We start from the raw sequence: 24,539 nt of genomic DNA on the forward strand, positions 1-24,539 counted from the left end.
GCATCGCCCCCGCGGATTCATGAGCCTCGCGCATTACGCCTCTCATCCCGCGCGTTCACGCGGCCGCCGCCATCCCGAGCCGCCCGCGCCCACGCGCGACGCCTTCCAGCGCGACCGCGACCGCATCGTGCATTCGACGGCGTTCCGGCGGCTGGTCTACAAGACGCAGGTGTTCCTCAACCACGAGGGCGACCTGTTCCGCACGCGGCTCACGCATTCGCTCGAGGTGGCGCAGCTCGGCCGCTCCATTGCGCGCGCACTGCGGCTCAACGAGGACCTGGTCGAGGCGGTCGCGCTGGCTCATGACCTGGGCCACACGCCCTTCGGCCATGCGGGGCAGGACGCGCTCAATGCCTGCATGGCCGAGCACGGCGGCTTCGAGCACAACCTGCAGAGCCTGCGCGTGGTCGATGCGCTCGAGCATCGCTATCCGCAGTACGACGGCCTCAATCTCAGCTTCGAGACGCGCGAAGGCATCCTCAAGCATTGCTCGCGCGCCAATGCCGAAAAGCTCGAGGCGGCCGAGCCCGGCGGCGTGGCGCGCCGCTTCATCGATCGCACCCAGCCCGGCCTCGAGGCGCAGCTGTGCAACCTGGCCGATGCGATCGCCTACAACGCCCACGACATCGACGACGGCGTGCGCTCCGGCCTGATCGCCGTCGAGCAGCTGGCTGAGGTCGAGCTGTTCGAGCGCTACCGGCGCGAAGCGCTGGCCGAATACCCGGCGCTCAGCGGTCGCCGCGTCCTCTACGAGACCATCCGCCGCATGCTCAGCGCCCAGGTCTACGACGTGATCGACGCCACCCGCGCCACGCTCGAGGCGCTTGCGCCCGGCGACGCCGACGCGGTGCGCCGCGCGCCGCCGGTGGTCGCGTTCAGCGAGGGCATGCGCGCGCAGTCGGAGACGCTGCAGCGCTTCCTGTTCCGCAACCTCTACCGCCATCCGCAGGTGGTGCAGACCACCGACCAGGCGCGCGAGGTGGTGCGCGAACTGTTCGATGCCTACCTCGAGCGCGGCGCCGAGATGCCCGAGTCTTTCGCCGAGCGCGCGGACCGCCCGCGTGCCGTGGCCGACTACATCGCGGGCATGACCGACCGCTTCGCGATGCGCGAGCACGAGCGGCTGACTGGCCGGCGCGGCATTGCGCGCGCCGACGGGCCGACGGCATGACATCGCCCGGCGCGCGCCCGCGCATCCCCGCGGCCGCCTTCGCGGTCGTGGTCGCGGGCGTCAGCGCCGCGCTGCACCTGGGCAAGCTGCCGCCCGCGGTGCCGGCGCTGCAGGCCTCGCTGGGCATCGGCCTGGTCGAGGCCGGCTTCCTGCTCTCGCTGGTCCAGGTCGCGAGCATGACGCTGGGCCTGCTCGCGGGCCTGGCGGCCGACACCATCGGCCTGCGCCGCAGCATGCTCGGCGGACTGGCCGTGCTGACCCTGGCCAGCCTCGCGGGCGGCGCGGTCGGCAGCCACCTGCCCGCAGAGCAGGCCGTGCCCTGGCTGCTGGTGCTGCGCGCCATCGAGGGCATCGGCTTCCTGCTGGCGGTGATGCCGGGGCCTGGCCTGATCCGCGCCCTCACGCCCGCGGGCGCCGACAAGGCCGCGCTGGGGCTCTGGGGCGCCTACATGCCGTTCGGCGTGGCGCTGGCCCTCTTGCTCGGCCCGGTGCTGATCGGCTGGAATGGCTGGCCCGGCTGGTGGTGGGCGCTGTCGCTGGTGTCGGCGGTGGCGGCGGCCTGGCTGTTCGTCGCGGTGCCGGCCGACCGGCAACGCGCGCCGATCGCCGCCACCGTGCCCGAGAGCGGCTGGTCGCGCCTGCGCACCACCGTCGGCGCGCGCGGGCCCTGGCTCACGGCGCTGAGCTTCGCCGTCTATTCGGCGCAGTGGATGGCGGTGATCGGCTTCCTGCCCGCGATCTATGCCGGCGCGGGCGTGCCGGCTGGCTGGAACGCGGTGCTCACGGCGCTGGCCGCGGCGATGAACATCGTCGGCAACATCATGGGCGGGCGCTGGCTGCAGCGCGGCATCGCGCCCGAGCGGCTGCTGCAATGGGGCTTCCTGATCATGGCGCTGGGCGGCATCGCGGCCTTCGCGGAACTGCGCGGACCGGGCGCCGATGCCATCGGGCTGCCCGCCTCGCTGCGCTTCGTGGCCGTCTGCGCCTTCTCGCTCGCGGGCGGCATGGTGCCGGCCACGCTGTTCCTGCTCGGCGTGCGCTTCGCGCCCGGACCGGCCACCGTGTCGACCACCGTCGGGCTGATGCAGCAGGCCTCGTCGCTGGGTCAGTTCCTGGCGCCGCCGACTGTCGCCTGGGTGGCGCACCGCGTCGGCGGATGGCACTGGACCTGGGTCGCGACGCTGGCCTGCTCGCTGACCGGCATCGCGATCGCGCGCCGGCTCGGTCGCGCGCGGCTGGCGCTGGAGGCGGCGACGCCATGAGCGGCGATGCTTCCATCACGGCCGAGCAGGCCGTTGCCGACACGCGCCGCTGGCTCGAGCGCGCGGTGATCGGCCTCAACCTGTGCCCGTTCGCGAAGGCCGTGCACGTCAAGGGCCAGGTCCACTACGCCACCCATCTGCCTGCCGAGCATGACGACCTGCTCGACGCATTGCTGGCCGAAGCCCGGCAGCTGGTCGCGCTCGATGCCGCCGAGCGCGACACCACCTTGCTGATCGCGCCGAACGCGCTTTCGGACTTCCTCGATTTCAACGACTTCACGGCGCGCGCCGAGCGCCGGCTCGCCAAGGCCGGCTTCGACGGCGTGCTGCAGCTCGCGAGCTTCCATCCACGGTTCCAGTTCGGCGGCACCGAGCCCGACGACATCGGCAACGCGACCAATCGCGCGCCCTATCCCACGCTGCACCTGCTGCGCGAAGAGAGCGTGGACCGCGCGGTCGAAGCCTTTCCCGATGCCGAAGAGATCTTCGGCCGCAACATCGACACCCTCGAGGCCCTCGGGCCCGAAGGCTGGGCCGCGCTCGACGTCGGCCCCGGGAGCACCCCCACATGAATACCCACGCACCGAAGAAGACCCGCGACGACCATCCCGCCAAGGGCGGCAAGACCGCCAAGGTGGCGAAGGCCGATGCCGAACTCGCCGAGGCCTTGCGCCCGGGCCAGTCGGTCGAGCTGCTCAAGGAGCTGCACATCCTCACGCGCGAGGGCCGGCTCAACCAGGACTCGCGCCGCAAGCTCAAGCAGGTCTACCACCTGTTCCAGTTCATCGAGCAGCTGCTGCGCGAGCTGCCCGAGGGCGGTGCCAACGCCACGCTGGCCGACCATGGCGCGGGCAAGTCGTACCTGGGCTTCATCGTCTACGACCTGTTCTTCCGCGCGGGGCAGGGCGGTCAGGTCTACGGCATCGAGACGCGCGCCGAGCTGGTCAAGAAGTCGCGCGAACTCGCGCAGCGGCTGGGCTTCGACCGCATGTCCTTTCTGAATCTGACGGTGGCCGAGTCCGCCACCGCGGGCGAGCTGCCACCGCAGATCGACGTGGTGACCGCGCTGCATGCCTGCGACACCGCCACCGACGACGCGATCGCCTTCGGCCTCGCGAAGAAGGCGCGCTGCATGGTGCTGGTGCCCTGCTGCCAGGCGGAGGTGGCGGCCTGCCTGCGCGAGACCAAGGCGCTGGCGCTCTCGCGCACGCCGCTGGCCGAGCTCTGGCGCCATCCGCTGCACACGCGCGAGATCGGCAGCCAGCTCACCAACGTGCTGCGCTGCCTGTACCTCGAGGCCAACGGCTACAGCGTCACCGTGACCGAGCTCGTGGGCTGGGAGCACAGCATGAAGAACGAACTGATCCTCGCGCGCCATACCGGCCAGCGCAAGGCGAGCGCGGCCGCGCGGTTGCGCGAACTGCTGGCGCAGTTCGGGCTCGATGCGTTGGGCGATACGCGCTTTCGGCTCGACTGAGAAGGCGAGCCGAACGCCGCGTCGGGTCAGCGCGACGCGAGCAGCGCCGGCAGCGCGTCGCGCGCGGGCCAGTCCAGCGTCTTCCACGGGCTGCGCTCGTCTTCCAGCAGCCGTTCGGTCACCGAAGCCAGCACCTTGCGGCCCATGAAGTTGCTGCCCGCGGCATCGCGCTCGCCCTCGAGGAAGCTGCGGCCGTAGTGCTCCCAGCCGTCGAAACGCTCGATCGCCAGCGCCACCGCCGGCTCGAGCGCGTCCAGCGCTTCGCGCGCTTCCAGGTAGCCGACCGCCGCCGAGCCGGTCGCGAGGTGCGCGAAGCGGGCGATCCACACGGCCAGCTCGCCGTCCGCGCTGCGGGCCATCGCCTCGGCCGCGTCGTGGGTGTCGGCGATGGCTTCGCGTGCCTGTGCCTCGTCGCCCGCGTCGAAGTCGCGCGCCAGCAGCTTCTTCCACGGCGCGACTTCCTCGTCGGGGATCGGCACGCACAGCAGGTGCACCGCGCTGCGGTTCGCCTCCTTGGCGGCCTTGAGCTCGGGTGCGAAGGTCTCGCGGTAGATCGCGGCCAGCGCCACGGCCATGTTCTCGTAGCGCGACGAGGCCGCGAGCCGGGCCTCGAGCGCCGCGCCATCCTGCTGCGCCTTGGCCTCGCGCTCGGCGGTTTCCTGCGCCAGCTCGGCGCGTCCCTCCGCCATGCCTTCCTTGACCGTATCGAGCATTTCCTTGAAGAACTTGAACATCGAATGGCTCCTCCCCCGCCAGGATGGAATGGTTCGGCGGGCGGCTTAGGATACAAGCCCCGCGCGTCAACCCCTTCCTGGCCCATGGCCCGCCTTCCCCGTCTCACCCTTGCCGGCCTGCCGCACCACGCGATCCAGCGCGGCAACAACCGCCAGCCGATCTTCGTGGACCGTGCGGACCACGAGAAGCTGCTCGCCCTGCTGGCCGACAACGCCACGCGCTTCGGCGTCGCGGTGCATGCCTACGTGCTGATGGACAACCACTTCCACCTGTTGGCCACGCCCGACAGCGTCACCGGGTTGCCGCAGCTCATGCAGTCGGTCGGGCGCAGCTACGTGCGCTATTTCAACGACCGCCATGGCCGCAGCGGCACGCTGTGGGAAGGGCGCTACAGGTCGACCCTGATCCAGACCGAGCGCTACCTGCTGACCTGCATGGCCTACATCGACCTCAACCCGGTGCGCGCGGGGCTGGTGATCGATCCGCGCGACTTCGCGTGGTCCAGCCATGCGCACTACGCGGGGCTGCGGCACGACCGGCTGCTCACGCCCCATCCGCTGTACTGGGAGCTCGGCAACACCCCGTTCGCGCGCGAGGCGGCGTATGTCGAACTGGTGCGTGCGGGCGTCCGGGCCGCCGACCAGTCGGCGCTGACCGAAGCCACGCTGCGTGGCTGGGCGGTCGGCGATGCGGATTTTCTGGACGCGTTGCAGAAGAACACCGAGCGCCGAGTGCTGCCGGCCAAGGCTGGGCGGCCGCCTTCGGGTGCCAAGAACTGAACTGAAAAGGGCGGAAACCGCTGCCCAGTCGCGGCCTTCCGCTATCTAATTTAATGTGTCCCCAATTAAATTCTGACAAGAAAACTCAAGATTTAATCGGAATCTGACCCCTATTAAAGTGTTTGGCATTCTTTGTGCATCGCAATATGCTCCCAATCCCTGCGAAAACTGAAGGAGTGCGCCATGACGACGGCTGCCGAGATTCAACATCTCCAACAACACGGTCTGTATTCCGGTGCCGACGAGCACGATGCCTGCGGCGTCGGCTTCGTGGCCCACATCAAGGGCGAGAAGAGCCACGCCATCGTGCTGCAGGGCTTGAAGATTCTCGAGAACCTCGACCATCGCGGCGCCGTGGGCGCCGACAAGCTGATGGGCGACGGCGCCGGCATCCTGATCCAGCTGCCCGACCACCTGTACCGCGACGAGATGGCCAAGCAGGGCGTCACGCTGCCCCCGCCGGGCGAGTACGGCGTCGGCATGATCTTCCTGCCGAAGGAACACGCCTCGCGCCAGGCCTGCGAGCAGGAAATGGAACGCGCGATCAAGGCCGAAGGCCAGGTGCTGCTGGGCTGGCGCGACGTGCCGGTCAACCGCGACATGCCGATGTCGCCCACCGTGCGCGAAAAGGAACCGCTGCTGCGCCAGGTCTTCATCGGCCGCGGCAACGACGTGATCGTGCAGGACGCGCTCGAACGCAAGCTCTACGTGATCCGCAAGACCGCGAGCGCCAACATCCAGCGCCTGAAGCTCAAGCACAGCAAGGAATACTACGTTCCGAGCATGTCGAGCCGCACCGTGGTCTACAAGGGCCTGCTGCTCGCCGACCAGGTCGGCACCTACTACCTCGACCTGCAGGACAAGCGCTGCGTCTCGGCCCTGGGCCTGGTGCACCAGCGCTTCTCGACCAACACCTTCCCCGAGTGGCCGCTGGCCCACCCGTACCGCTACGTCGCGCACAACGGCGAAATCAACACCGTCAAGGGCAACTACAACTGGATGAAGGCGCGCGAGGGCGTGATGTCCTCGCCCGTGCTCGGCGCCGACCTGCAGAAGCTCTATCCGATCAGCTTCGCGGGCCAGTCCGACACCGCCACCTTCGACAACTGCCTCGAGCTGCTGACGATGGCCGGCTACCCGATCAGCCAGGCCGTGATGATGATGATTCCCGAGCCCTGGGAACAGCACAGCACCATGGATCCGCGCCGCCGCGCGTTCTATGAGTACCACGCCGCCATGCTCGAGCCCTGGGACGGCCCGGCCTCGATCGTGTTCACCGACGGCCGCCAGATCGGCGCCACGCTCGACCGCAACGGCCTGCGTCCCTCGCGCTACTGCGTGACCGACGACGATCTCGTCATCATGGCCTCCGAGTCGGGCGTGCTGCCCGTGCCCGAGCAGAAGATCGTGCGCAAGTGGCGCCTGCAGCCCGGCAAGATGTTCCTGATCGACCTCGAGCAGGGCCGCATGATCGACGACGAGGAGGTCAAGGCCACCCTCGCCAACAGCAAGCCCTACAAGCAGTGGATCGAGAACCTGCGCATCAAGCTCGACAGCGTGCAGGCCGAGCCGGTCGCCGCGCCGATCTCGCAGGTCGCGCTGCTCGACCGCCAGCAGGCCTTCGGCTACACCCAGGAAGACATCAAGTTCCTGATGAGCCCGATGGCGCAGGCCGGCGAAGAGGGCATCGGCTCGATGGGCAACGACAGCCCGCTGGCCGTGCTCTCGAGCAAGAACAAGCCGCTGTACAACTACTTCAAGCAGCTGTTCGCCCAGGTCACGAACCCGCCGATCGACCCGATCCGCGAAGCCATCGTGATGTCGCTGGTGTCCTTCATCGGACCCAAGCCCAATCTGCTCGACATCAACCAGGTCAACCCGCCGATGCGGCTCGAGGTGAGCCAGCCGATCCTCGACTTCGCCGACATGGCGAAGCTGCGCGACATCGGCAAGTACACGCAGGGCAAGTTCAAGAGCTACGTGCTCGACATCACCTACCCGCTCGCCTGGGGCGACGAAGGCGTCGAAGCCAAGCTGGCCTCGCTGTGCGCCGAAGCCGTCGATGCCATCAAGGGCGGCCACAACATCCTGATCGTCAGCGACCGCGGCGTCGGCCCGACGCAGGTCGCGATTCCCGCCGTGCTGGCGCTGTCGGCCGTGCACCAGTACCTGGTGCGCGAGGGCCTGCGCACCACGGCCGGCCTGGTGGTCGAGACCGGTTCGGCGCGCGAGGTGCACCACTTCGCCGTGCTCGCGGGCTACGGCGCCGAGGCGGTCCATCCCTACCTCGCGATGGACACCCTGGCCGGCATGCATGCCGACCTGCCGGGCGCGCTGAGCGCCGAGAAGGCGATCTACAACTACGTGAAGGCGATCGGCAAGGGTCTGTCGAAGATCATGTCGAAGATGGGTGTCAGCACCTACATGAGCTACTGCGGCGCCCAGCTGTTCGAGGCCATCGGCCTGAACAGCGAGACCGTCAGCAAGTACTTCACCGGCACCGCCAGCCGCGTGGAAGGCATCGGCGTGTTCGAGATCGCCGAGGAAGCCATCCGCATGCACAAGGCCGCCTTCGGCGACGACCCGGTGCTCGCCAGCATGCTCGACGCCGGCGGCGAATACGCCTGGCGCACGCGCGGCGAAGAGCACATGTGGACGCCCGACGCGATCGCCAAGCTGCAGCACAGCACGCGCGCCAACAACTGGAACACGTACAAGGAATACGCCCAGCTCATCAACGACCAGAACCGCCGCCACCTCACGCTGCGCGGCCTGTTCGAGTTCAGGATCGATCCGGCGAAGGCGATTCCGGTCGACGAGGTCGAGTCGGCGGCCGACATCGTCAAGCGCTTCGCCACCGGCGCGATGTCGCTGGGCTCGATCAGCACCGAGGCGCACTCGGTGTTGGCCGTGGCCATGAACCGCATCGGCGGCAAGAGCAACACCGGCGAAGGCGGCGAAGACCCCGCGCGCTACCGCAACGAGCTCAAGGGCATCCCGATCAAGCAGGGCGACACGCTGCGCAGCGTGATCGGCGCCGAGAACGTCGAGGTCGACCTGCCGCTCAAGGACGGCGACTCGCTGCGCTCGCGCATCAAGCAGGTGGCCTCGGGCCGCTTCGGCGTCACGGCCGAGTACCTGCATTCGGCCGACCAGATCCAGATCAAGATGGCCCAGGGCGCGAAGCCGGGCGAGGGCGGCCAGCTGCCGGGCGGCAAGGTCACCGAGTACATCGGCAAGCAGCGCTACGCGGTGCCGGGCGTGGGCCTGATCTCGCCGCCGCCGCACCACGACATCTACTCGATCGAGGACCTGGCCCAGCTGATCCACGACCTGAAGAACACCGCACCGCACGCCAGCATCAGCGTGAAGCTGGTCAGCGAGATCGGCGTCGGCACCATCGCCGCGGGCGTGGCCAAGTGCAAGAGCGACCACGTCGTGATCGCCGGCCATGACGGCGGCACGGGCGCTTCGCCCTGGTCGTCGATCAAGCATGCGGGCAGCCCGTGGGAGATCGGCCTGGCAGAAACGCAGCAGACGCTGGTGCTCAACCGCCTGCGCAGCCGCATCCGCGTGCAGGCCGACGGCCAGATGAAGACCGGCCGCGACGTCGCGATCGGCGCGCTGCTGGGTGCCGACGAGTTCGGCTTCGCCACCGCGCCGCTGGTGGTCGAGGGCTGCATCATGATGCGCAAGTGCCACCTCAACACCTGCCCGGTGGGCGTGGCCACGCAGGACCCGGTGCTGCGCAAGAAGTTCTCGGGCAAGCCCGAGCACGTCGTCAACTACTTCTTCTTCGTCGCGGAAGAAGTGCGCCAGATCATGGCCCAGCTCGGCATCCGCAAGTTCGACGACATGATCGGCCGCGCCGACCTGCTCGACATGCGCAAGGGCATTGAGCACTGGAAGGCCTCGGGCCTCGACTTCAGCCGCCTGTTCGCGCTGCCGAACGTGCCGGCCGACGTCTCGCGCTTCCACGTCGAGAACCAGGACCACGGCCTCGACAAGGCGCTCGACGTCCGGTTGATCGAGAAGTCGCGCCCCGCGATCGACAAGGGCGAGAAGGTGCAGTTCATCGAGGTGGCGCGCAACGTCAACCGCTCGGTGGGCGCGATGCTCTCGGGCGCGCTGACCAAGGTGCATCCGCAGGGCCTGCCCGACGACTCGATCCGCATCCAGCTCGAGGGCACGGGCGGCCAGTCGTTCGGCGCCTTCCTGGCACGCGGCATCACGCTGTACCTGATCGGCGACGCCAACGACTACACCGGCAAGGGCCTGTCGGGCGGCCGCGTGGTGGTGCGCCCCAGCCTCGACTTCCGCGGCGAGGCCGTGCGCAACACCATCGTCGGCAACACCGCGCTGTACGGCGCGACCACCGGCGAGGCCTACCTGTGCGGCGTGGCCGGCGAGCGCTTCGCGGTGCGCCTGTCGGGCGCCACGGCGGTCATCGAGGGCACGGGCGACCATGGCTGCGAATACATGACCGGCGGCACGGTGGCCGTGCTCGGCAAGACCGGACGCAACTTCGCGGCCGGCATGAGCGGCGGCGTGGCCTTCGTCTACGACGAGGACGGCCAGTTCGCCTCGCGCTGCAACATGTCGATGGTCTCGCTCGAGAAGGTGTTGACCTCGGCCGAGCAGACCGCCAGCGTGCATCGCAAGATCTGGCACGGCGGCGAGACCGACGAGGCCCAGCTGAAGAAGCTGCTCGAGGAACACCACCGCTGGACCGGCAGCAAGCGCGCGCGCGAGCTGCTCGACACCTGGGCCGTGTCGCGCACCAAGTTCGTCAAGGTCTTCCCCAACGAGTACAAGCGCGCCCTCGGCGAGCTGCACGACCGCAAGGTCGAGCTCGCCAGCACCGGCAACAACGCGCACGTCGGCCTCGAGCCGCATGCGATCGCCGCCGCGCCCAAGACGGCGCCGGCCGCCGCCTGAAGGCGCCGGTGAACGAAGACACAACGAAGGAACAGCACGATGGGAAAGATCACCGGTTTTCTGGAGCATGAGCGCATCGAGGAGGGCTATCGCCCGGTCGAGGAACGGCTCAAGCACTACAAGGAATTCGTCGTCGGCCTGAACACCGACCAGGCGAAGGTGCAGGGCGCGCGCTGCATGGACTGCGGCACGCCGTTCTGCAACAGCGGCTGCCCGGTCAACAACATCATTCCGGACTTCAACGACCTCGTGTACCGCAACGACTGGCAGAACGCCTTCGCGGTGCTCGACTCGACCAACAACTTCCCCGAGTTCACCGGCCGCATCTGCCCCGCTCCCTGCGAGGCGGCCTGCGTGCTCAACGTGAACGACGACGCGGTCGGCATCAAGTCGCTGGAGCACGCGATCATCGATCGCGCCTGGGACGAGGGCTGGGTCGCGCCGCGCGTGGCCAAGCACAAGACCGGCAAGAAGGTCGCGGTGGTGGGCGCGGGCCCGGCCGGCATGGCCGCCGCGCAGCAGCTCGCGCGCGCCGGCCACGACGTGACGCTGTTCGAGAAGAACGACCGCATCGGCGGCCTGCTGCGCTATGGCATCCCCGACTTCAAGATGGAGAAGTCGCACATCGACCGCCGCGTCGAGCAGATGAAGGCCGAGGGCGTGGTGTTCCGCACCGGCGTGGTCGTCGGCGCCGCCAAGGATCCGCTGGGCAAGGGTTCCAAGGTCACCAATCTGTCCAAGGAAACCGTCACGCCCGAGCAGCTGCAGAAGGACTTCGACGCCGTGCTGCTGACCGGTGGCGCCGAGCAGTCGCGCGACCTGCCGGTGCCCGGCCGCGACCTCGACGGCATCCATTTCGCGATGGAGTTCCTGCCGCAGCAGAACCGCGTCAACGCGGGCGACAAGGTCAAGGGCCAGCTGCGCGCCGACGGCAAGCACGTGATCGTGATCGGCGGCGGCGACACCGGCTCCGACTGCGTGGGCACCAGTAACCGCCATGGCGCCGTGAGCGTCACGCAGTTCGAGCTGATGCCGCAGCCGCCCGAGGAAGAGAACCGCCCGCTGACCTGGCCCTACTGGCCGATCAAGCTGCGCACCAGCTCCAGCCACGACGAGGGCTGCGAGCGCGAGTTCGCGATCTCGACCAAGGAATTCATCGGTGAGAAGGGCAAGATCACCGGCCTGAAGACCGTTCGCGTCGAGTGGAAGGACGGCAAGATGCAGGAAGTGGCCGGCAGCGAACAGGTGCTCAAGGCCGACCTCGTGCTGCTCGCGATGGGCTTCGTGAGCCCCGTGGCGACCGTGCTCGACGCCTTCGGCGTCGAGAAGGATGCGCGCGGCAATGCGAAGGCCAGCGTCGACTTCATCGGCGGCTATGCCACCAACGTACCGAAGGTCTTTGCCGCCGGCGACATCCGCCGCGGCCAGTCGCTGGTGGTGTGGGCGATTCGCGAGGGCCGCCAGGCCGCGCGCTCGGTCGACGAGTTCCTGATGGGTTTCAGCGACCTGCCGCGATAAGTCCAGGTGCCGCGCCCGCGCTCCCTCGGGAGGGCGGGCGTCTCCTCCAAACGGAGCAGGCTGGCCCGGCGGAAATTTGTTTCAATTCGGCGGGGCTTCTCGCGGCTCCTTTATCATCCGCGGAAACCGCATGCCGGGATGCCTCCTCAGGGCGCCCGGCTTTTTTATTGAGATGGACCCAGCCGCACAGCCACAGCCCTTCGTAGAGTTTCGCGACGTTCGCTTCGGCTATGGCGCGCGCGCGATCCTCGATGGCGTCTCGTTCTCGCTGCCACGCGGCAAGGTCACGGCGCTCATGGGCGCGTCGGGCGGCGGCAAGACCACCGTGCTGCGCCTCATCGGCGGCCAGCAGCGCGCCCAGCGCGGCGAGGTGCTGTTCGACGGCCAGGACGTCGGCCGCATGGACTCCGCCGCGCTCTATGCCGCACGGCGCCGCATGGGCATGCTGTTCCAGTTCGGCGCGTTGTTCACCGACATGAGCGTGCTCGACAACGTGGCCTTTCCGTTGCGCGAACACACCGAACTGCCCGAGGCCCTGGTGCGCGACATCGTGCTGATGAAGCTCGACGCCGTCGGCCTGCGCGGCGCGCGCGACCTGTTGCCCAGCGAAGTCTCGGGCGGCATGGCGCGGCGCGTGGCGCTGGCGCGCGCGATCGCGCTCGACCCCGACTTCGTGATGTACGACGAACCCTTCGCCGGCCTCGACCCGATCTCGCTCGGCACCGCGGCGCGGCTGATCCGCCAGCTCAACGACACGCTGGGACTCACCAGCATCATCGTGTCGCACGACGTGGAGGAGACCTTCCGCATCGCCGACCAGGTGATCGTGCTCGCCAACGGCGGCATCGCCGCGCAGGGCACGCCCGACGAGGTGCGCAACAGCAGCGACCCGCTGGTGCACCAGTTCGTGCATGCTCTGCCCGACGGGCCGGTGCGCTTCCACTACCCGGGCGTCAGCATCGAGGATGACTTCGGTCCGATGAGCGGGAGCGGGTCATGAGCTGGTGGAACCCGCGCGACGTCGGCTTCGCCGTGCGCAGCAAGCTGGCCGACCTCGGCTATGGCGCCAAGCTGTTCATGCGGCTCGCCTTCCAGGGCTCGCGCAGCCTGCGCCGCTTCGCACTGGTGCGCGACCAGATCCATTTCCTGGGCAACTACTCGCTCGCGATCATCGCGGTGTCGGGTCTGTTCGTGGGCTTCGTGCTCGGCCTGCAGATGTACTACGCGCTGCAGCGCTATGGCTCCTCGGAAGCGCTCGGCCTGCTGGTCACGCTGAGCCTGGTGCGCGAGCTCGGGCCGGTGGTGGCGGCGCTGCTGTTCGCGGGCCGCGCCGGCACTTCGCTCACGGCCGAGATCGGCCTCATGAAGGCCGGCGAACAGCTCAGCGCCATGGAGATGATGGCGGTCGATCCGGTGCAACGCATCCTCGCGCCGCGCTTCTGGGCCGGCGTGATCACCATGCCGCTGCTGGCGGCCGTGTTCAGCGCGGTCGGCATCCTTGGCGGCTACGTGGTGGGCGTGCTGATGCTCGGCGTCGATCCCGGCGCGTTCTGGGGCCAGATGCAGGCGGGCGTCGATGTCTGGCGCGACGTCGGCAACGGCGTCATCAAGAGCATCGTGTTCGGCTTCACCGTGACCTTCATCGCGCTGCTGCAGGGCTACGAGGCGCAGCCCACGCCCGAGGGCGTGTCGCGCGCCACCACGCGCACGGTGGTGGCGGCTTCGCTGTCGGTGCTGGGGCTGGATTTCCTGCTCACCGCCATGATGTTCAGTATCTGAAGGGGCTCGCCCCCGATCGTTCTAGATAGAGAGTGCAACCATGCAACGTTCCAACAACGACATCTGGGTCGGCCTGTTCGTGCTGCTCGGTGCGGCCGGGCTGCTGTTCCTCGCGCTGCAGTCGGCCAACCTGCTGAGCCTGAACTTCCAGAAGACCTACACCGTCACCGCGCGCTTCGACAACATCGGCGGCCTCAAGCCGCAGACGGCCGTCAAGAGCGCCGGCGTGGTGATCGGCCGCGTGCAGTCCATCTCGTTCAACGACAAGACATTTCAGGCCGACGTGACGCTGGCATTGCAAAACCGTTACAGTTTTCCCAAGGACAGCTCGCTGAAGATCCTCACCAGTGGCCTGCTCGGCGAGCAGTACATCGGGATCGAGGCGGGCGTCGAAGAGAAGAACCTGCAGGCCGGCGACACGATCACAGCGACCCAATCGGCCGTGGTGCTCGAGAACCTGATCAGCCAGTTCCTCTACAGCAAGGCCGCCGAGGGAAGCTCCACGCCGGCCAACAGCAACAAGAAATGAAAAACCGTCACCCCATGTCGAATGCTATGAAGAACATAGCTACCTATGCCCGCTGGATGGGCGTTTCCGCCGTCCTGTCGGTGCTTGCTGCGTGCGCCACCGGCCCGCAGGCCAATCCGCTCGATCCGCTCGAGCCCTTCAACCGTGGCGTGACCCGCTTCAACGACGTCGTCGACGAGAACGTGCTCGTGCCGGTGGCCACCACCTACACCCGCGTGCTGCCCTCACTCGTGCGCACCGGCGTCGCCAACTTCTTCAACAACGTGGGCGACGTCTGGAACCTCGCCAACAACGTGGCGCAGGCCAAGCTGCAGAACAGCGCGCAGACCTTCATGCGGCTGAACGTCAACACCATCTTCGGCCTGGGCGGCCTGCTCGACATCGCCACCGAGGCGGGCATCGACCGCCACGACGAGGACTTCGGCCAGACGCTGGGCTACTGGGGCGTCGGCTCGGGCCCGTACCTCGTGCTGCCGCTGCTCGGCCCCTCGACCGTGCGCGATGCCGCGGCGCTGCCGGTGGACCGCTGGGGCGATCCGATCTCGCACATGAACGACGTGGCGTGGCGCAATTCGCTCAACGTGCTGAACCTGGTCGACACCCGCGCCAAGTACCTGCGCGCCGGCCGCCTGCTCGACGATGCGGCGCTCGACAAGTACACCTTCACGCGCGACGCCTACCTGCAGCACCGCCGCAGCGACATCTACGACGGCAACCCGCCCGACGAGCGCGAGGACATCGACGGCAAGGACAGCAAGGGCAACGACGGCAAGTAAGCGCCGGCCCGCCGTGCCTGGCGCATGGCGACCCAGGCAACCGGCTGCGGCATTTGCTTGCATCCGGTTGCAGGCTTCATCCGACGTTCAGGAACCCCGCGAGCCGGTACCCTGTCGAAACCGTTCCAGACTTGGCGCGGCTGCTCTCTTTTTCGAAGAGCCGCGCGGCAGATTCAACCAGAGGGACTCACGATCATGACAAAAACCCAGACCTTGATTCAACGACGCAGCCTCGGCCGCCTCGTGCTGGCCGGCGCGCTGCTGATCGGCGCCGGCGTCGCCTTCATGCGTCCCGCGCAGGCCGCGGACGAAGCGCCCGACGCGCTGGTCAAGCGGCTGTCGACCGACGTGCTCGAGACCATCAAGGCCGACACCTCGATCAAGGCCGGCGACGTCAACAAGATCATGCTGCTGGTCGACAGCAAGATCATGCCGAACGTCAACTTCCAGCGCATGACCGCCTCGGCCGTCGGCCCGGCCTGGCGCCAGGCCACGCCCGAGCAGCAGAAGCGCCTGCAGGAAGAGTTCAAGACCCTGCTGGTGCGCACCTATGCCGGCGCGCTCGACCAGGTGAGCGACCAGACCGTGACCGTGCGCCCCTACCGCGGTTCGCCCGACGACAAGGAAGTGCTGGTGCGCACCGAGGTCCGCGGCCGCGGCGACCCGGTCCAGCTCGACTACCGCCTCGAGAAGACGCCCGGCCAGGGCGGCGGCTGGAAGGTCTACAACCTCAACGTGCTCGGCGTGTGGCTGGTCGATACCTACCGCACCCAGTTCTCGCAGGAGATCAACGCCCGCGGCATCGACGGCCTGATCACCGCGCTGGCCGCCCGCAACAAGGGCAGCGGCAAGGGCTGAGCCCGGCCGGCACGCCAAAACAGGAGCCGAGGCCATGCTGGTCCTGCCGACGAAGCTCACGCACGACGAGGCGCCCGCCTGCATGCGCATGCTGCAGAAGGGCCTCGCCGGCCAGGCCGATGCCTCCGCCACCGTGGTCGATGCCAGCGCGCTGGTGCAGTTCGACTCGTCGGCGCTGGCGGTGCTGCTCGAATGCCGCCGCGAGGCCAGCGCGCTCGGGCGCGGCTTCGCGGTGAAGGGCCTGTCGCCGCGGCTGCGCGAGCTGGCGGCGCTCTACGGGATCGCCGGCCTGCTGCCGGCCGCGCCCTGATCCCTTCTTCCCCTCGTCTTTACGCGCTCAGGAGGCTGGAACGGCCTCCATCAGCAGCTTCAGTGCATCGTTGAGCGACCGGCTGTAGACCGGTGCGCCCTTCGAGTGCCCGATGCGCACGATCACCAGGTCGTGCGAGGGCACGATCAGCACCACCTGCCCGTCGGCCCCCAGCATGTAGTAGGCCGAGGTCGGCACCGGGAACACGGTGGCACCGCTGATCGCGCCGTTGAGCCAGAAGAAGCCGCCGTAGATCGGCCGCTTGTCGGCCGCCCAGCCCGGCGCCACGGTGCGCACGAAGTTCACGTAGCCCTCGGGCAGCAGGCGCTCGCCGTTCCAGACCCCGTCCTGCAGGTACAGATTGGCCAGCCGTGCCCAGTCGCGGCCCGACATGAAGTCGTAGCCCTGCGCCAGGAAATTGCCGTAGGGGTCGGTCTCCAGCACCATCGAGCGGATGCCGATCTTGTCGAACAGCGCGCGCTGCGGGAACGAGAGGTACTCCTCGCCGCGCTTCTCGACCGCGAGGCGCACCAGGTAGCTGGCCAGCACCGGATCGGTGTTGCGGTAGCGGCCCACGAGGTTGGGCTGCCATTGCTGCGGTCGCGTGGCGGCGTAGTTGAAGGCGTTGATGCGCCCCGTGTAGAAGTAGAGGTGGTCGGGGTAGGTGCCGTTGGGATCGAAGTCCGGATCGTCGGGCGCCTTGATGCGCAGCCCGCTCGACATGTGCAGCAGGTCCGAGATGCGGATCTTCTGGCGGCCGTCGCCTTCGCCCTGCCATTCGGGAATCGGCGCCGGCTGGTCGAGCGTGTAGACGCCCTGCTTGATCAGCACGCCCATCATCGTGGCCACGACGCTCTTGCCCATCGACCACGATTCCAGCGGTGTCGTCGGGCCGATGCCCTGCATGTAGCGCTCGCCGATGATCCGCCCCTTGTGCGTGACCACGAAGGCCGAGGTGTAGGCCTCGGGGATGGCGAAGGCGGCGTCCACGGCCTGCGCCACCTTGGCCATGTTCACGCCGACCGGCGGCGGGGTGCTCGGCAGCAGGTCGCCCATCGGCCAGGGCTGGGTGGCCGCATCGGGCAGCGTGCTCTTGACCTCGAGCGGCGTGAAGAACACGTCGTCGCGTCCGGGCGGCAGCGTCACGCAGCCCTGCGAGCCGAACTGGCGCGCGGTCAGCGTCGGGCCGCCGGGGATGGCGATGCGTACTTCGCGCTTCGTGCGGTCGACGACCGGCTTGCCCACCTTCTTGCGTTCCGAATACGGCCCGACGAAGTAGCCGATGGTCTCGGCGGCGACGTCCGGGTCGAGCCCGGTGATGAAGACCGCCGAGCACATCGCCTTGGCATAGCCCGAGGTGTTGTGTTCGAGCACGTTGCCGGGCGGTGGCACGTAGGGCGTGTTGAGCTCGAGCGACCGCGCGCGGGCGATCAGCGCCTCGCGGGCCGGCAGCTCGGCCGTGCTGGGCGGCGGCGCGCCGCCGACGCCGGGGAAGCCTCCGCCCCCTCCACCGCCACCGCCGCCACAGGCGGACAGCAGGCTCGCAAGAATGAGGGCCCCGGCGGCCAGCCAGGGCCGGGGAGGGCGGTGCAACGATCGCATCACGAGGGCTCCTTGCGACGGCCGGCGGTGGCGGTGCCCCGCCCGGCGTCGGGCGCGATTCTGATCCCAACCGGGCCCGCGGTCCTTAAGGGTCCGCCGGGCTTGCATTCCCGCACGAACTGCGCTGAGCGACCCGCGCCCTTAAAATCCCGGCCTCCCATGCCCGCGATCTCATTCCAATCGGTCTCCAAGACCTATCCTCCCTCACGACAGCAGCGGGCCCAGGGCAAGGCCGGGCTGCGAGCGGTCGACGAGGTCAGCTTCGACATCGAACCCGGCGAGTTCTTCGGCCTGCTCGGCCCCAACGGCGCCGGCAAGACCACGCTGATCAGCATGCTCGCGGGCCTGTCGCGGCCCACGTCCGGGTCGATCCGCGTGCACGGCTTCGATGTGCAGCGCGACTACGCCGAGGCGCGCCGCCAGCTCGGCATCGTGCCCCAGGAGCTGGTGTTCGACCCCTTCTTCAACGTGCGCGAGTCGCTGCGCATCCAGTCGGGCTACTTCGGCATCAGGAACAACGAGGCCTGGATCGACGAACTGCTGCAGAGCCTGGGCCTGGCCGACAAGGCCACCGCCAACATGCGCCAGCTCTCGGGCGGCATGAAGCGCCGGGTGCTGGTGGCGCAGGCGCTGGTGCACAAGCCGCCGGTGATCGTGCTCGACGAGCCCACCGCGGGCGTCGACGTCGAGTTGCGCCAGACGCTGTGGCAGTTCGTCGCGCGGCTCAACAAGCAGGGCAGCACGGTGCTCCTGACCACCCATTACCTCGAGGAAGCCGAGGCGCTGTGCAACCGCATCGCGATGCTCAAGCTCGGCCGCGTGATCGCGCTCGACCGCACCAGCGAGCTGCTGAAGTCGGCCGCGAGCAACGTGCTGCGCTTCAAGACCGATGCGATGCTGCCATGGGAGATCGCCCAGCACGCGCGCATCACGGGCCGCATCGTGCAGCTGCCGGCGCAGAACGCACATGAGGTCGAACAACTGCTGGCCGCCATCCGGCAGGCCGGCGTGGCGGTGGAAGACGTGGAAATGCGCAAGGCCGACCTGGAAGACGTGTTCATCGACCTGATGGCGGGCGAGCAGACGCCGCTGGAGGTCGCGCGATGATGGCCGTGACCGGTTGGCGCGCGCTGCTCTACAAGGAAACGCTGCGCTTCTGGAAGGTCGGCTTCCAGACCGTCGGCGCGCCGGTGCTCACCGCGCTGCTCTATCTGATGGTGTTCGGGCATGTGCTCGAGGACCACGTGAAGGTCTACGGCACCGTCGGCTACACCGCCTTCCTGATCCCGGGCCTGGTGATGATGAGCGTGCTGCAGAACGCGTTCGCCAACAGCTCGTCCTCGATCATCCAGAGCAAGATCATGGGCAACCTCGTGTTCGTGCTGCTCACGCCGCTGTCGCACTGGGGCTGGTTCCTCGCCTACGTGGGCTCGTCGGTGATCCGCGGGCTGGCGGTGGGCCTGGGCGTGTTCCTGGTCACGATCTTCTTCGCGGTGCCCGACTTCGCGGCGCCCGTGTGGATCCTGGTGTTCGCGCTGCTCGGCTCGGCCATGCTCGGCACGCTGGGCCTGATCGCCGGGCTCTGGGCCGAGAAGTTCGACCAGATGGCCGTGTTCCAGAATTTCCTGATCATGCCCATGACCTTCCTGTCGGGCGTGTTCTATTCGATCGGCTCGCTGCCGCCGTTCTGGCAGTCGGTGAGCCACCTGAACCCCTTCTTCTACATGATCGACGGCTTCCGCTACGGCTTCTTCGGCGTCAGCGACGCCTCGCCGTGGCTGAGCTTCGGGATCGTCGGCAGCGCCTGGCTCGTGGTCAGCGCGATCGCGGTCCACCTGCTGAAGATCGGCTACAAAATCCGAGGCTGAACGGCCCACCCCACACTCCATGACCGCAGACCAACTCAAGGCCATCATCCAGTCCCACCTGCCGTGCGAGCACATCGCGCTCGAGGGGGACGGCCGACATTGGTACGCCACCATCGTCTCGGCCGAATTCGAGGGCAAGCGCTCGATCCAGCGCCATCAGCGGGTCTACGCCACCCTCGGTGCGAAAATGCATACCGATGAGGTGCATGCGCTCTCGATGAAGACCTACACGCCGTCCGAATGGGCGGTGGCTGAAAAATAACTCTCCGGGCCTGCGGGCCCTTTGCGAGCCACTCGCTGGACCTTCGATGGACAAACTCCTGATTCGCGGCGGGCGCCAGCTCCGCGGCGAAGTACTCATTTCCGGCGCCAAGAACGCCGCGCTGCCCGAGCTGTGCGCGGCCCTGCTGACCGACCAGCCCGTGGTGCTGCACAACGTGCCGCGCCTGCAGGATGTGTCGACCATGCTCAAGCTGGTGCGCAACATGGGCGTGTCGGCCGAGCGTGACGACAACGGTACCGTGCGCCTGAACGCCGGCGACCTGACCCGCCCCGAGGCCCCGTACGAGCTCGTGAAGACCATGCGCGCCTCGGTGCTGGCCCTGGGCCCGCTGCTGGCGCGCTTCGGCCATGCCAAGGTGTCGCTGCCGGGCGGCTGCGCCATCGGTTCGCGGCCGGTCGACCAGCACATCAAGGGCCTGCAGGCCATGGGCGCCGAGATCGTGGTCGAGCACGGCTACATGGTCGCGCGCCTGCCCGCCGGCCGCACGCGCCTGAAGGGCGCGCGCATCCTGACCGACATGGTCACGGTCACTGGCACCGAGAATTTCCTGATGGCCGCCGCGCTGGCCGAGGGCGAGACGCTGCTCGAGAACGCCGCGCAGGAGCCCGAGATCGTCGACCTGGCCGAGATGCTGATCCGCATGGGCGCGAAGATCGAGGGCCACGGCACCAGCCACATCCGCATCCAGGGCGTCGAGACGCTGCACGGCTGCGAGCACGCCGTGGTGGCCGACCGCATCGAGGCCGGCACCTTCCTGTGCGCCGTGGCGGCCGCGGGCGGCGAGGCCTTGCTGCGCCATGCGCGCGGCGACCACCTCGACGCGGTGATCGACAAACTGCGCGACGCCGGCTGCGAAGTCGGCTGCGCGCCGGACGGCATCCGCATCGCCTCGAAGGGCGCCGAACAGCTCAAGGCCCAGAGCTTCAGCACCACCGAATACCCGGGCTTCCCGACCGACATGCAGGCGCAGTTCATGGCGCTCAACGTGATCGCGCACGGCGCTTCGATGGTCACCGAGACCATCTTCGAGAACCGCTTCATGCACGTGAACGAGATGGTGCGCCTGGGCGCGCGCATCCACGTCGAGGGCAAGGTGGCGATGGTCGAGGGCGTGCAGCAACTGTCGGGCGCCACCGTGATGGCGACCGACCTGCGCGCCTCGGCCAGCCTGGTCATCGCCGGCCTGGTGGCCGAGGGCGAGACCCTGGTCGACCGCATCTACCACCTGGACCGCGGCTACGACCGCATGGAAGCCAAGCTGCGCGGCCTCGGGGCCGACATTGAACGCGTGACCGGAGCCACCGCATGATCACCCTGGCGCTTTCCAAAGGCCGCATCTTCGAAGAGACCATGCCGCTGCTGGCCGCGGCCGGCATCGAGGTCACGGAAGACCCCGAGAAGTCGCGCAAGCTGATCCTCGGCACCACCCGCCCCGACGTGCGCGTGGTGCTGGTGCGCGCCTCCGACGTGCCGACCTACGTGCAGTACGGCGGCGCCGACCTCGGCGTGACCGGCCTCGACGTGCTGCTCGAGCACGGCAACCAGGGCCTGTACCAGCCGCTCGACCTGCGCATCGCCGCCTGCCGCCTCAGCGTGGCCGTGCGCGCCGACTACGACTACGCCTCGGCCGTGCGCCAGGGCTCGCGGCTCAAGGTCGCGACCAAGTACGTGGGCCTGGCGCGCGACTTCTTCGCCAGCAAGGGCGTGCACGTCGACCTGATCAAGCTCTACGGCAGCATGGAGCTCGCACCGCTGACCGGCCTGGCCGACGCCATCGTCGACCTGGTCTCGACCGGCAACACGCTCAAGGCCAACCAGCTGGTCGAGGTCGAGCGCATCATGGACATCAGCGCGCGCCTGGTCGTCAACCAGGCCGCGCTCAAGCTCAAGCGCGAACCCATCCGCCGCATCATCGACGCCTTCGCGTCGGCCATCCCCTCCGCCTGATCCCTCGAACCGCACTTCGCCAAATGACCCTGCAAGCAGCCCCCGCCCGACTGTCCACGACTTCAGCCAGCTTCGATGCTGAATTCAAGGCGCGGCTGCATTGGTCCGCGGATGCCGATGCCGCGATCGAGAAGACGGTGGCCGACATCCTGGCCGACGTGCAGACGCGCGGCGACGCGGCGGTGCTCGAGTACACGCGCCGCTTCGACGGCCTGGGTGCCGCTTCGGTGTCCGAACTCGAACTGACGCAGGCCGACTTCAAGCAAGCCTTCGACTCGCTGCCCGCCGTGCAGCGCGAGGCGCTGCAGGCCGCGGCCGACCGCGTGCGCAGCTACCACGAGGCGCAGAAGAAGGCCTCGGGCGAGAGCTGGAGCTACCGCGACGCCGACGGCACGCTGCTGGGCCAGAAGGTCACGCCGCTCGACCGCGTGGGCATCTACGTGCCCGGCGGCAAGGCGGCCTATCCGTCGAGCCTGCTGATGAACGCGATTCCGGCCCACGTGGCCGGCGTGGGCGAGATCATCATGGTCGTGCCGACGCCCGTGAAGGGCAGCGTGGCCACCGGCGGCGCCGGCGGCGAGTCGTCCGCCAAGGGCGAGCGCAACGTGCTGGTGCTGGCCGCCGCCTACGTGGCCGGCGTCACGCGCGCCTTCACCATCGGCGGCGCGCAGGCCGTGGCCGCGCTGGCCTACGGCACCGCGACCATTCCCGCGGTCGACAAGATCACCGGTCCCGGCAATGCCTACGTGGCCGCCGCCAAGCGCCGCGTGTTCGGCACCGTGGGCATCGACATGATCGCGGGCCCGAGCGAGATCCTGGTGCTGGCCGACGGCAGCACGCCGCCCGACTGGGTGGCGATGGACCTGTTCAGCCAGGCCGAGCACGACGAGCTCGCGCAGAGCATCCTGCTGTGCCCCGACGCCGCCTACATCGACCGCGTGCAGGCCGAGATCGACCGCCTGCTGCCGACCATGCCGCGCGCGGCGATCATCGCCGCCTCGCTCAACGGCCGTGGCGCGCTGATCCACACGAAGAGCATGGAAGAGGCCTGCGAGATCAGCAACCGCATCGCGCCCGAACACCTGGAGGTCAGCAGCAGCGAGCCGCAGCGCTGGGAGCCGCTGCTGCGCCACGCCGGCGCGATCTTCCTCGGCGCCTTCACCAGCGAGAGCCTCGGCGACTACTGCGCCGGCCCGAACCACGTGCTGCCCACCAGCGGCACCGCGCGCTTCTCGAGCCCGCTGGGCGTGTACGACTTCCAGAAGCGCTCGAGCCTGATCGAGGTCAGCGAGGCCGGGGCCCAGGTGCTCGGGCCGATCGCCGTCACGCTGGCCGAGGGCGAGGGCCTGCAGGGCCACGCCGAGGCCGCGCGCATGCGGCTGCGCAAGGTTTGAGGGCCGCGGCCGCGGGCCCGGTTCCGATGGCATTTCCGTCCACAACCCGCTCGGGAGGAGCAAGCCTGATGATGAATCAACGTCTGCGTCGTTCGCGCCTGTTCAAGTTCGCCCTCGGCCTGCTGGCCGGGACCGCGCTGCTCGTGGCCTGCACCCCGATGCCGCGCACCCAGAGCCAGGCCGAGGCGGTGCCGAGCACGGCGGCCGCCGTTGCCGCGCCCGCCGCGCCGGCGCCGCGCCTGGGCACCCAGTGGGGCGAGGGCCGCGAATCGAACACGCGCAGCGTGCAGGTCCAGCGCTACACGCCCGACCAGCCCGACGAGGTCGCTTCCATCGGCTACAACGACGCCGCCAGCGTGCGCCGCGGCGTCGGTGCCAATCCCGAGCGCCGGCTCAACCTGCAGCTGGCGCAGGGCGACGTCGAATGGTCGGTGATCGACGAATCGGGCCGCGCCATCCCGCTGCAGCGCGCGCGCCGCGGCAGCGGTGGCGACGAGGGCTTCCGCCTCGCGGGCGCCGAGGGCGCGCGTTACACGCTGCGCTTTCGCAACCTCAGCGACCGCAGCTACGAGGTGATCGCCACGGTCGACGGCCTCGACGTGCTCAACGGCAAGCCCGGCAGCCTGCGCAACGGCGGCTACGTGCTGCGTCCGCTGCAGGTGCTCGACATCGAGGGCTTCCGCAAGAGCCAGTCCGAGGTCGCGGCCTTCCGCTTCGCCACGCCGGGCCGCGCCTATGCCGCCAACACCGAGGCCGGCGACGCGCGCAACATCGGCATCCTCGGCGCCGCGCTGTTCGAGATCGCGCAGCCCGACGCCCCGCGCCGTCCGCGCCGCGGCCCCGATGCCGCGCAGCCCAATGCCTTCCCGGCCGACGGCGCGACCGGCTACGCGCCGCCGCCGCGCTACGCGAAGTGAGCGCCGCCATGCCCCGCGTGCGTCTCTGTCTGCTGCTCGCGCTGGCAGCGGCCAGCCTGGGCGTGCAGGCCATGAGCATCCGCGAGTTCCACACCCTCGAGGTGAAGGAGAAGAAGGAGGGCAAGGCCTACGCCAGCTACTACCTCGTGGGCGTGCTCGAAGGCCTGCGCGAGGCCGGGGACGCCGCCCGCCGCACGGGCCAGAAGCCGCTGTTCTGCGTCGACGGCCGCCGGCTCGAGCCTTCGATGGCGCGCTCGCTGTTCGAGGCCGAGCTCAAGCGCAACGCCGAGCTCTACGAGGCCGACATGCCGGTGCAGATGGTGCTGTCGGCGGCGCTGCAGAACAGCTTCCGCTGCGCGTCCTAACCTTTCTTTCTTCAACGAACGTTCTTTCCTC

At 68.8% G+C, this 24,539-nt stretch carries 22 protein-coding genes and 1 pseudogene; 21 read left to right on the forward strand and 2 right to left on the reverse strand.

The annotated features are described in order from the left end of the window. Nucleotides 1-19: 19 nt before the first annotated feature. From AC07PU_RS28375 to AC07PU_RS28390, 4 genes are read left to right on the forward strand one after another with little or no spacing between them, the layout of a single operon-like run. Complete coding sequence (locus tag AC07PU_RS28375) at nucleotides 20-1,171, forward strand: deoxyguanosinetriphosphate triphosphohydrolase (protein ID WP_431511767.1); 1,152 nt, start codon at nucleotides 20-22, stop codon at nucleotides 1,169-1,171. Beyond that, nucleotides 1,168-2,433 (forward strand): MFS transporter, encoded by a 1,266-nt coding sequence (locus tag AC07PU_RS28380; protein ID WP_495321729.1) that lies wholly within the window; start codon nucleotides 1,168-1,170, stop codon nucleotides 2,431-2,433. The genes AC07PU_RS28375 and AC07PU_RS28380 overlap by 4 nt, the downstream gene beginning before the upstream one ends. Further along, nucleotides 2,430-3,005, forward strand: coding sequence for a DUF1415 domain-containing protein (locus tag AC07PU_RS28385; RefSeq protein WP_495321730.1), 576 nt, complete (start codon nucleotides 2,430-2,432; stop codon nucleotides 3,003-3,005). Before AC07PU_RS28380 ends, AC07PU_RS28385 begins: the two co-directional genes overlap by 4 nt. After that, the gene (locus AC07PU_RS28390) at nucleotides 3,002-3,910 is read left to right on the forward strand and encodes a class I SAM-dependent methyltransferase (protein WP_495321731.1); all 909 of its coding nucleotides are present in this window, start codon (nucleotides 3,002-3,004) and stop codon (nucleotides 3,908-3,910) included. Before AC07PU_RS28385 ends, AC07PU_RS28390 begins: the two co-directional genes overlap by 4 nt. A 26-nt stretch (nucleotides 3,911-3,936) precedes the next feature. Here AC07PU_RS28390 and AC07PU_RS28395 read toward each other — a convergent pair whose 3' ends face one another. Further along, nucleotides 3,937-4,644, reverse strand: coding sequence for a DUF1266 domain-containing protein (locus AC07PU_RS28395; RefSeq protein ID WP_495321732.1), 708 nt, complete (start codon nucleotides 4,642-4,644; stop codon nucleotides 3,937-3,939). An 84-nt stretch (nucleotides 4,645-4,728) separates the two neighbouring features. On the opposite strand from AC07PU_RS28395, the gene AC07PU_RS28400 reads away from it, so the two are divergent. From AC07PU_RS28400 to AC07PU_RS28440, 9 genes and pseudogenes are all read left to right on the forward strand, one after another. Further along, entirely contained in the window at nucleotides 4,729-5,424 is a 696-nt protein-coding gene (locus AC07PU_RS28400; protein WP_495321733.1) for a transposase, read from the forward strand. Nucleotides 5,425-5,607: 183 nt separating this feature from the next. Then, entirely contained in the window at nucleotides 5,608-10,362 is a 4,755-nt protein-coding gene (locus tag AC07PU_RS28405; RefSeq protein WP_495321734.1) for a glutamate synthase-related protein, read from the forward strand. A 39-nt stretch (nucleotides 10,363-10,401) separates the two neighbouring features. Then, entirely contained in the window at nucleotides 10,402-11,880 is a 1,479-nt protein-coding gene (locus tag AC07PU_RS28410; RefSeq protein WP_495321735.1) for a glutamate synthase subunit beta, read from the forward strand. A 172-nt stretch (nucleotides 11,881-12,052) separates the two neighbouring features. Next, nucleotides 12,053-12,880: an ABC transporter ATP-binding protein gene (locus AC07PU_RS28415; protein WP_281077295.1), complete on the forward strand. Its 828-nt coding sequence runs from the start codon at nucleotides 12,053-12,055 to the stop codon at nucleotides 12,878-12,880. Next, entirely contained in the window at nucleotides 12,877-13,659 is a 783-nt protein-coding gene (gene mlaE, locus AC07PU_RS28420; protein WP_093351984.1) for a lipid asymmetry maintenance ABC transporter permease subunit MlaE, read from the forward strand. Before AC07PU_RS28415 ends, mlaE begins: the two co-directional genes overlap by 4 nt. Nucleotides 13,660-13,699: 40 nt before the next feature. Continuing rightward, entirely contained in the window at nucleotides 13,700-14,188 is a 489-nt protein-coding gene (gene mlaD / locus AC07PU_RS28425; RefSeq protein WP_093351981.1) for an outer membrane lipid asymmetry maintenance protein MlaD, read from the forward strand. A 26-nt stretch (nucleotides 14,189-14,214) separates the two neighbouring features. Further along, complete coding sequence (locus AC07PU_RS28430; RefSeq protein WP_093351979.1) at nucleotides 14,215-14,964, forward strand: MlaA family lipoprotein; 750 nt, start codon at nucleotides 14,215-14,217, stop codon at nucleotides 14,962-14,964. A 195-nt stretch (nucleotides 14,965-15,159) separates the two neighbouring features. Continuing rightward, the gene (locus tag AC07PU_RS28435) at nucleotides 15,160-15,822 is read left to right on the forward strand and encodes an MlaC/ttg2D family ABC transporter substrate-binding protein (protein WP_093351976.1); all 663 of its coding nucleotides are present in this window, start codon (nucleotides 15,160-15,162) and stop codon (nucleotides 15,820-15,822) included. A 25-nt stretch (nucleotides 15,823-15,847) separates the two neighbouring features. Beyond that, nucleotides 15,848-16,132 (forward strand): annotated as a pseudogene (locus AC07PU_RS28440) (STAS domain-containing protein); the annotation flags it as partial. A gap of 27 nt (nucleotides 16,133-16,159) precedes the next feature. Here the strand turns inward: AC07PU_RS28440 and AC07PU_RS28445 are convergent. Further along, nucleotides 16,160-17,734: a serine hydrolase domain-containing protein gene (locus AC07PU_RS28445; protein WP_495321736.1), complete on the reverse strand. Its 1,575-nt coding sequence runs from the start codon at nucleotides 17,732-17,734 to the stop codon at nucleotides 16,160-16,162. Nucleotides 17,735-17,893: 159 nt separating this feature from the next. Here AC07PU_RS28445 and AC07PU_RS28450 point away from each other — a divergent pair, with 159 nt between their 5' ends. From AC07PU_RS28450 to AC07PU_RS28485, 8 genes are all read left to right on the forward strand, one after another. Then, complete coding sequence (locus AC07PU_RS28450) at nucleotides 17,894-18,841, forward strand: ABC transporter ATP-binding protein (protein WP_093351971.1); 948 nt, start codon at nucleotides 17,894-17,896, stop codon at nucleotides 18,839-18,841. Between the two features lie 5 nt (nucleotides 18,842-18,846). Next, nucleotides 18,847-19,602, forward strand: coding sequence for an ABC transporter permease (locus tag AC07PU_RS28455; RefSeq protein ID WP_495321832.1), 756 nt, complete (start codon nucleotides 18,847-18,849; stop codon nucleotides 19,600-19,602). 19 nt (nucleotides 19,603-19,621) lie between these two features. Then, nucleotides 19,622-19,864 carry a BolA family protein gene (locus tag AC07PU_RS28460; protein WP_093351969.1) on the forward strand — a complete coding sequence of 81 codons (243 nt, stop codon included), beginning with the start codon at nucleotides 19,622-19,624 and terminating at the stop codon, nucleotides 19,862-19,864. Between the two features lie 46 nt (nucleotides 19,865-19,910). Then, on the forward strand, nucleotides 19,911-21,194 hold the full coding sequence (gene murA, locus AC07PU_RS28465) for a UDP-N-acetylglucosamine 1-carboxyvinyltransferase (RefSeq protein WP_495321737.1): 1,284 nt from the start codon (nucleotides 19,911-19,913) through the stop codon (nucleotides 21,192-21,194). Next, nucleotides 21,191-21,832 (forward strand): ATP phosphoribosyltransferase, encoded by a 642-nt coding sequence (gene hisG / locus AC07PU_RS28470; protein ID WP_057596768.1) that lies wholly within the window; start codon nucleotides 21,191-21,193, stop codon nucleotides 21,830-21,832. Before murA ends, hisG begins: the two co-directional genes overlap by 4 nt. A 23-nt stretch (nucleotides 21,833-21,855) precedes the next feature. After that, a complete protein-coding gene (gene hisD, locus AC07PU_RS28475; protein WP_495321738.1) occupies nucleotides 21,856-23,226 on the forward strand; it encodes a histidinol dehydrogenase in 1,371 nt (456 codons plus the stop codon). 68 nt (nucleotides 23,227-23,294) lie between these two features. After that, nucleotides 23,295-24,143: a hypothetical protein gene (locus tag AC07PU_RS28480; protein ID WP_495321739.1), complete on the forward strand. Its 849-nt coding sequence runs from the start codon at nucleotides 23,295-23,297 to the stop codon at nucleotides 24,141-24,143. A gap of 8 nt (nucleotides 24,144-24,151) precedes the next feature. Next, on the forward strand, nucleotides 24,152-24,508 hold the full coding sequence (locus AC07PU_RS28485; protein ID WP_495321740.1) for a hypothetical protein: 357 nt from the start codon (nucleotides 24,152-24,154) through the stop codon (nucleotides 24,506-24,508). Nucleotides 24,509-24,539 lie beyond the last annotated feature (31 nt).

Source organism: Variovorax sp. GW821-FHT10D07 (genome assembly GCF_059415325.1).

Coding starts and splice junctions, on each gene's coding strand:
- AC07PU_RS28375 (WP_431511767.1), top strand. CDS start 20: ATGAGCCTCGCGCATTACGCCTCTCATCCCGCGCGTTCACGCGGCCGC.
- AC07PU_RS28380 (WP_495321729.1), top strand. CDS start 1,168: ATGACATCGCCCGGCGCGCGCCCGCGCATCCCCGCGGCCGCCTTCGCG.
- AC07PU_RS28385 (WP_495321730.1), top strand. CDS start 2,430: ATGAGCGGCGATGCTTCCATCACGGCCGAGCAGGCCGTTGCCGACACG.
- AC07PU_RS28390 (WP_495321731.1), top strand. CDS start 3,002: ATGAATACCCACGCACCGAAGAAGACCCGCGACGACCATCCCGCCAAG.
- AC07PU_RS28395 (WP_495321732.1), bottom strand. CDS start 4,644: ATGTTCAAGTTCTTCAAGGAAATGCTCGATACGGTCAAGGAAGGCATG.
- AC07PU_RS28400 (WP_495321733.1), top strand. CDS start 4,729: ATGGCCCGCCTTCCCCGTCTCACCCTTGCCGGCCTGCCGCACCACGCG.
- AC07PU_RS28405 (WP_495321734.1), top strand. CDS start 5,608: ATGACGACGGCTGCCGAGATTCAACATCTCCAACAACACGGTCTGTAT.
- AC07PU_RS28410 (WP_495321735.1), top strand. CDS start 10,402: ATGGGAAAGATCACCGGTTTTCTGGAGCATGAGCGCATCGAGGAGGGC.
- AC07PU_RS28415 (WP_281077295.1), top strand. CDS start 12,053: ATGGACCCAGCCGCACAGCCACAGCCCTTCGTAGAGTTTCGCGACGTT.
- mlaE (WP_093351984.1), top strand. CDS start 12,877: ATGAGCTGGTGGAACCCGCGCGACGTCGGCTTCGCCGTGCGCAGCAAG.
- mlaD (WP_093351981.1), top strand. CDS start 13,700: ATGCAACGTTCCAACAACGACATCTGGGTCGGCCTGTTCGTGCTGCTC.
- AC07PU_RS28430 (WP_093351979.1), top strand. CDS start 14,215: ATGAAGAACATAGCTACCTATGCCCGCTGGATGGGCGTTTCCGCCGTC.
- AC07PU_RS28435 (WP_093351976.1), top strand. CDS start 15,160: ATGACAAAAACCCAGACCTTGATTCAACGACGCAGCCTCGGCCGCCTC.
- AC07PU_RS28445 (WP_495321736.1), bottom strand. CDS start 17,734: ATGCGATCGTTGCACCGCCCTCCCCGGCCCTGGCTGGCCGCCGGGGCC.
- AC07PU_RS28450 (WP_093351971.1), top strand. CDS start 17,894: ATGCCCGCGATCTCATTCCAATCGGTCTCCAAGACCTATCCTCCCTCA.
- AC07PU_RS28460 (WP_093351969.1), top strand. CDS start 19,622: ATGACCGCAGACCAACTCAAGGCCATCATCCAGTCCCACCTGCCGTGC.
- murA (WP_495321737.1), top strand. CDS start 19,911: ATGGACAAACTCCTGATTCGCGGCGGGCGCCAGCTCCGCGGCGAAGTA.
- hisG (WP_057596768.1), top strand. CDS start 21,191: ATGATCACCCTGGCGCTTTCCAAAGGCCGCATCTTCGAAGAGACCATG.
- hisD (WP_495321738.1), top strand. CDS start 21,856: ATGACCCTGCAAGCAGCCCCCGCCCGACTGTCCACGACTTCAGCCAGC.
- AC07PU_RS28480 (WP_495321739.1), top strand. CDS start 23,295: ATGATGAATCAACGTCTGCGTCGTTCGCGCCTGTTCAAGTTCGCCCTC.
- AC07PU_RS28485 (WP_495321740.1), top strand. CDS start 24,152: ATGCCCCGCGTGCGTCTCTGTCTGCTGCTCGCGCTGGCAGCGGCCAGC.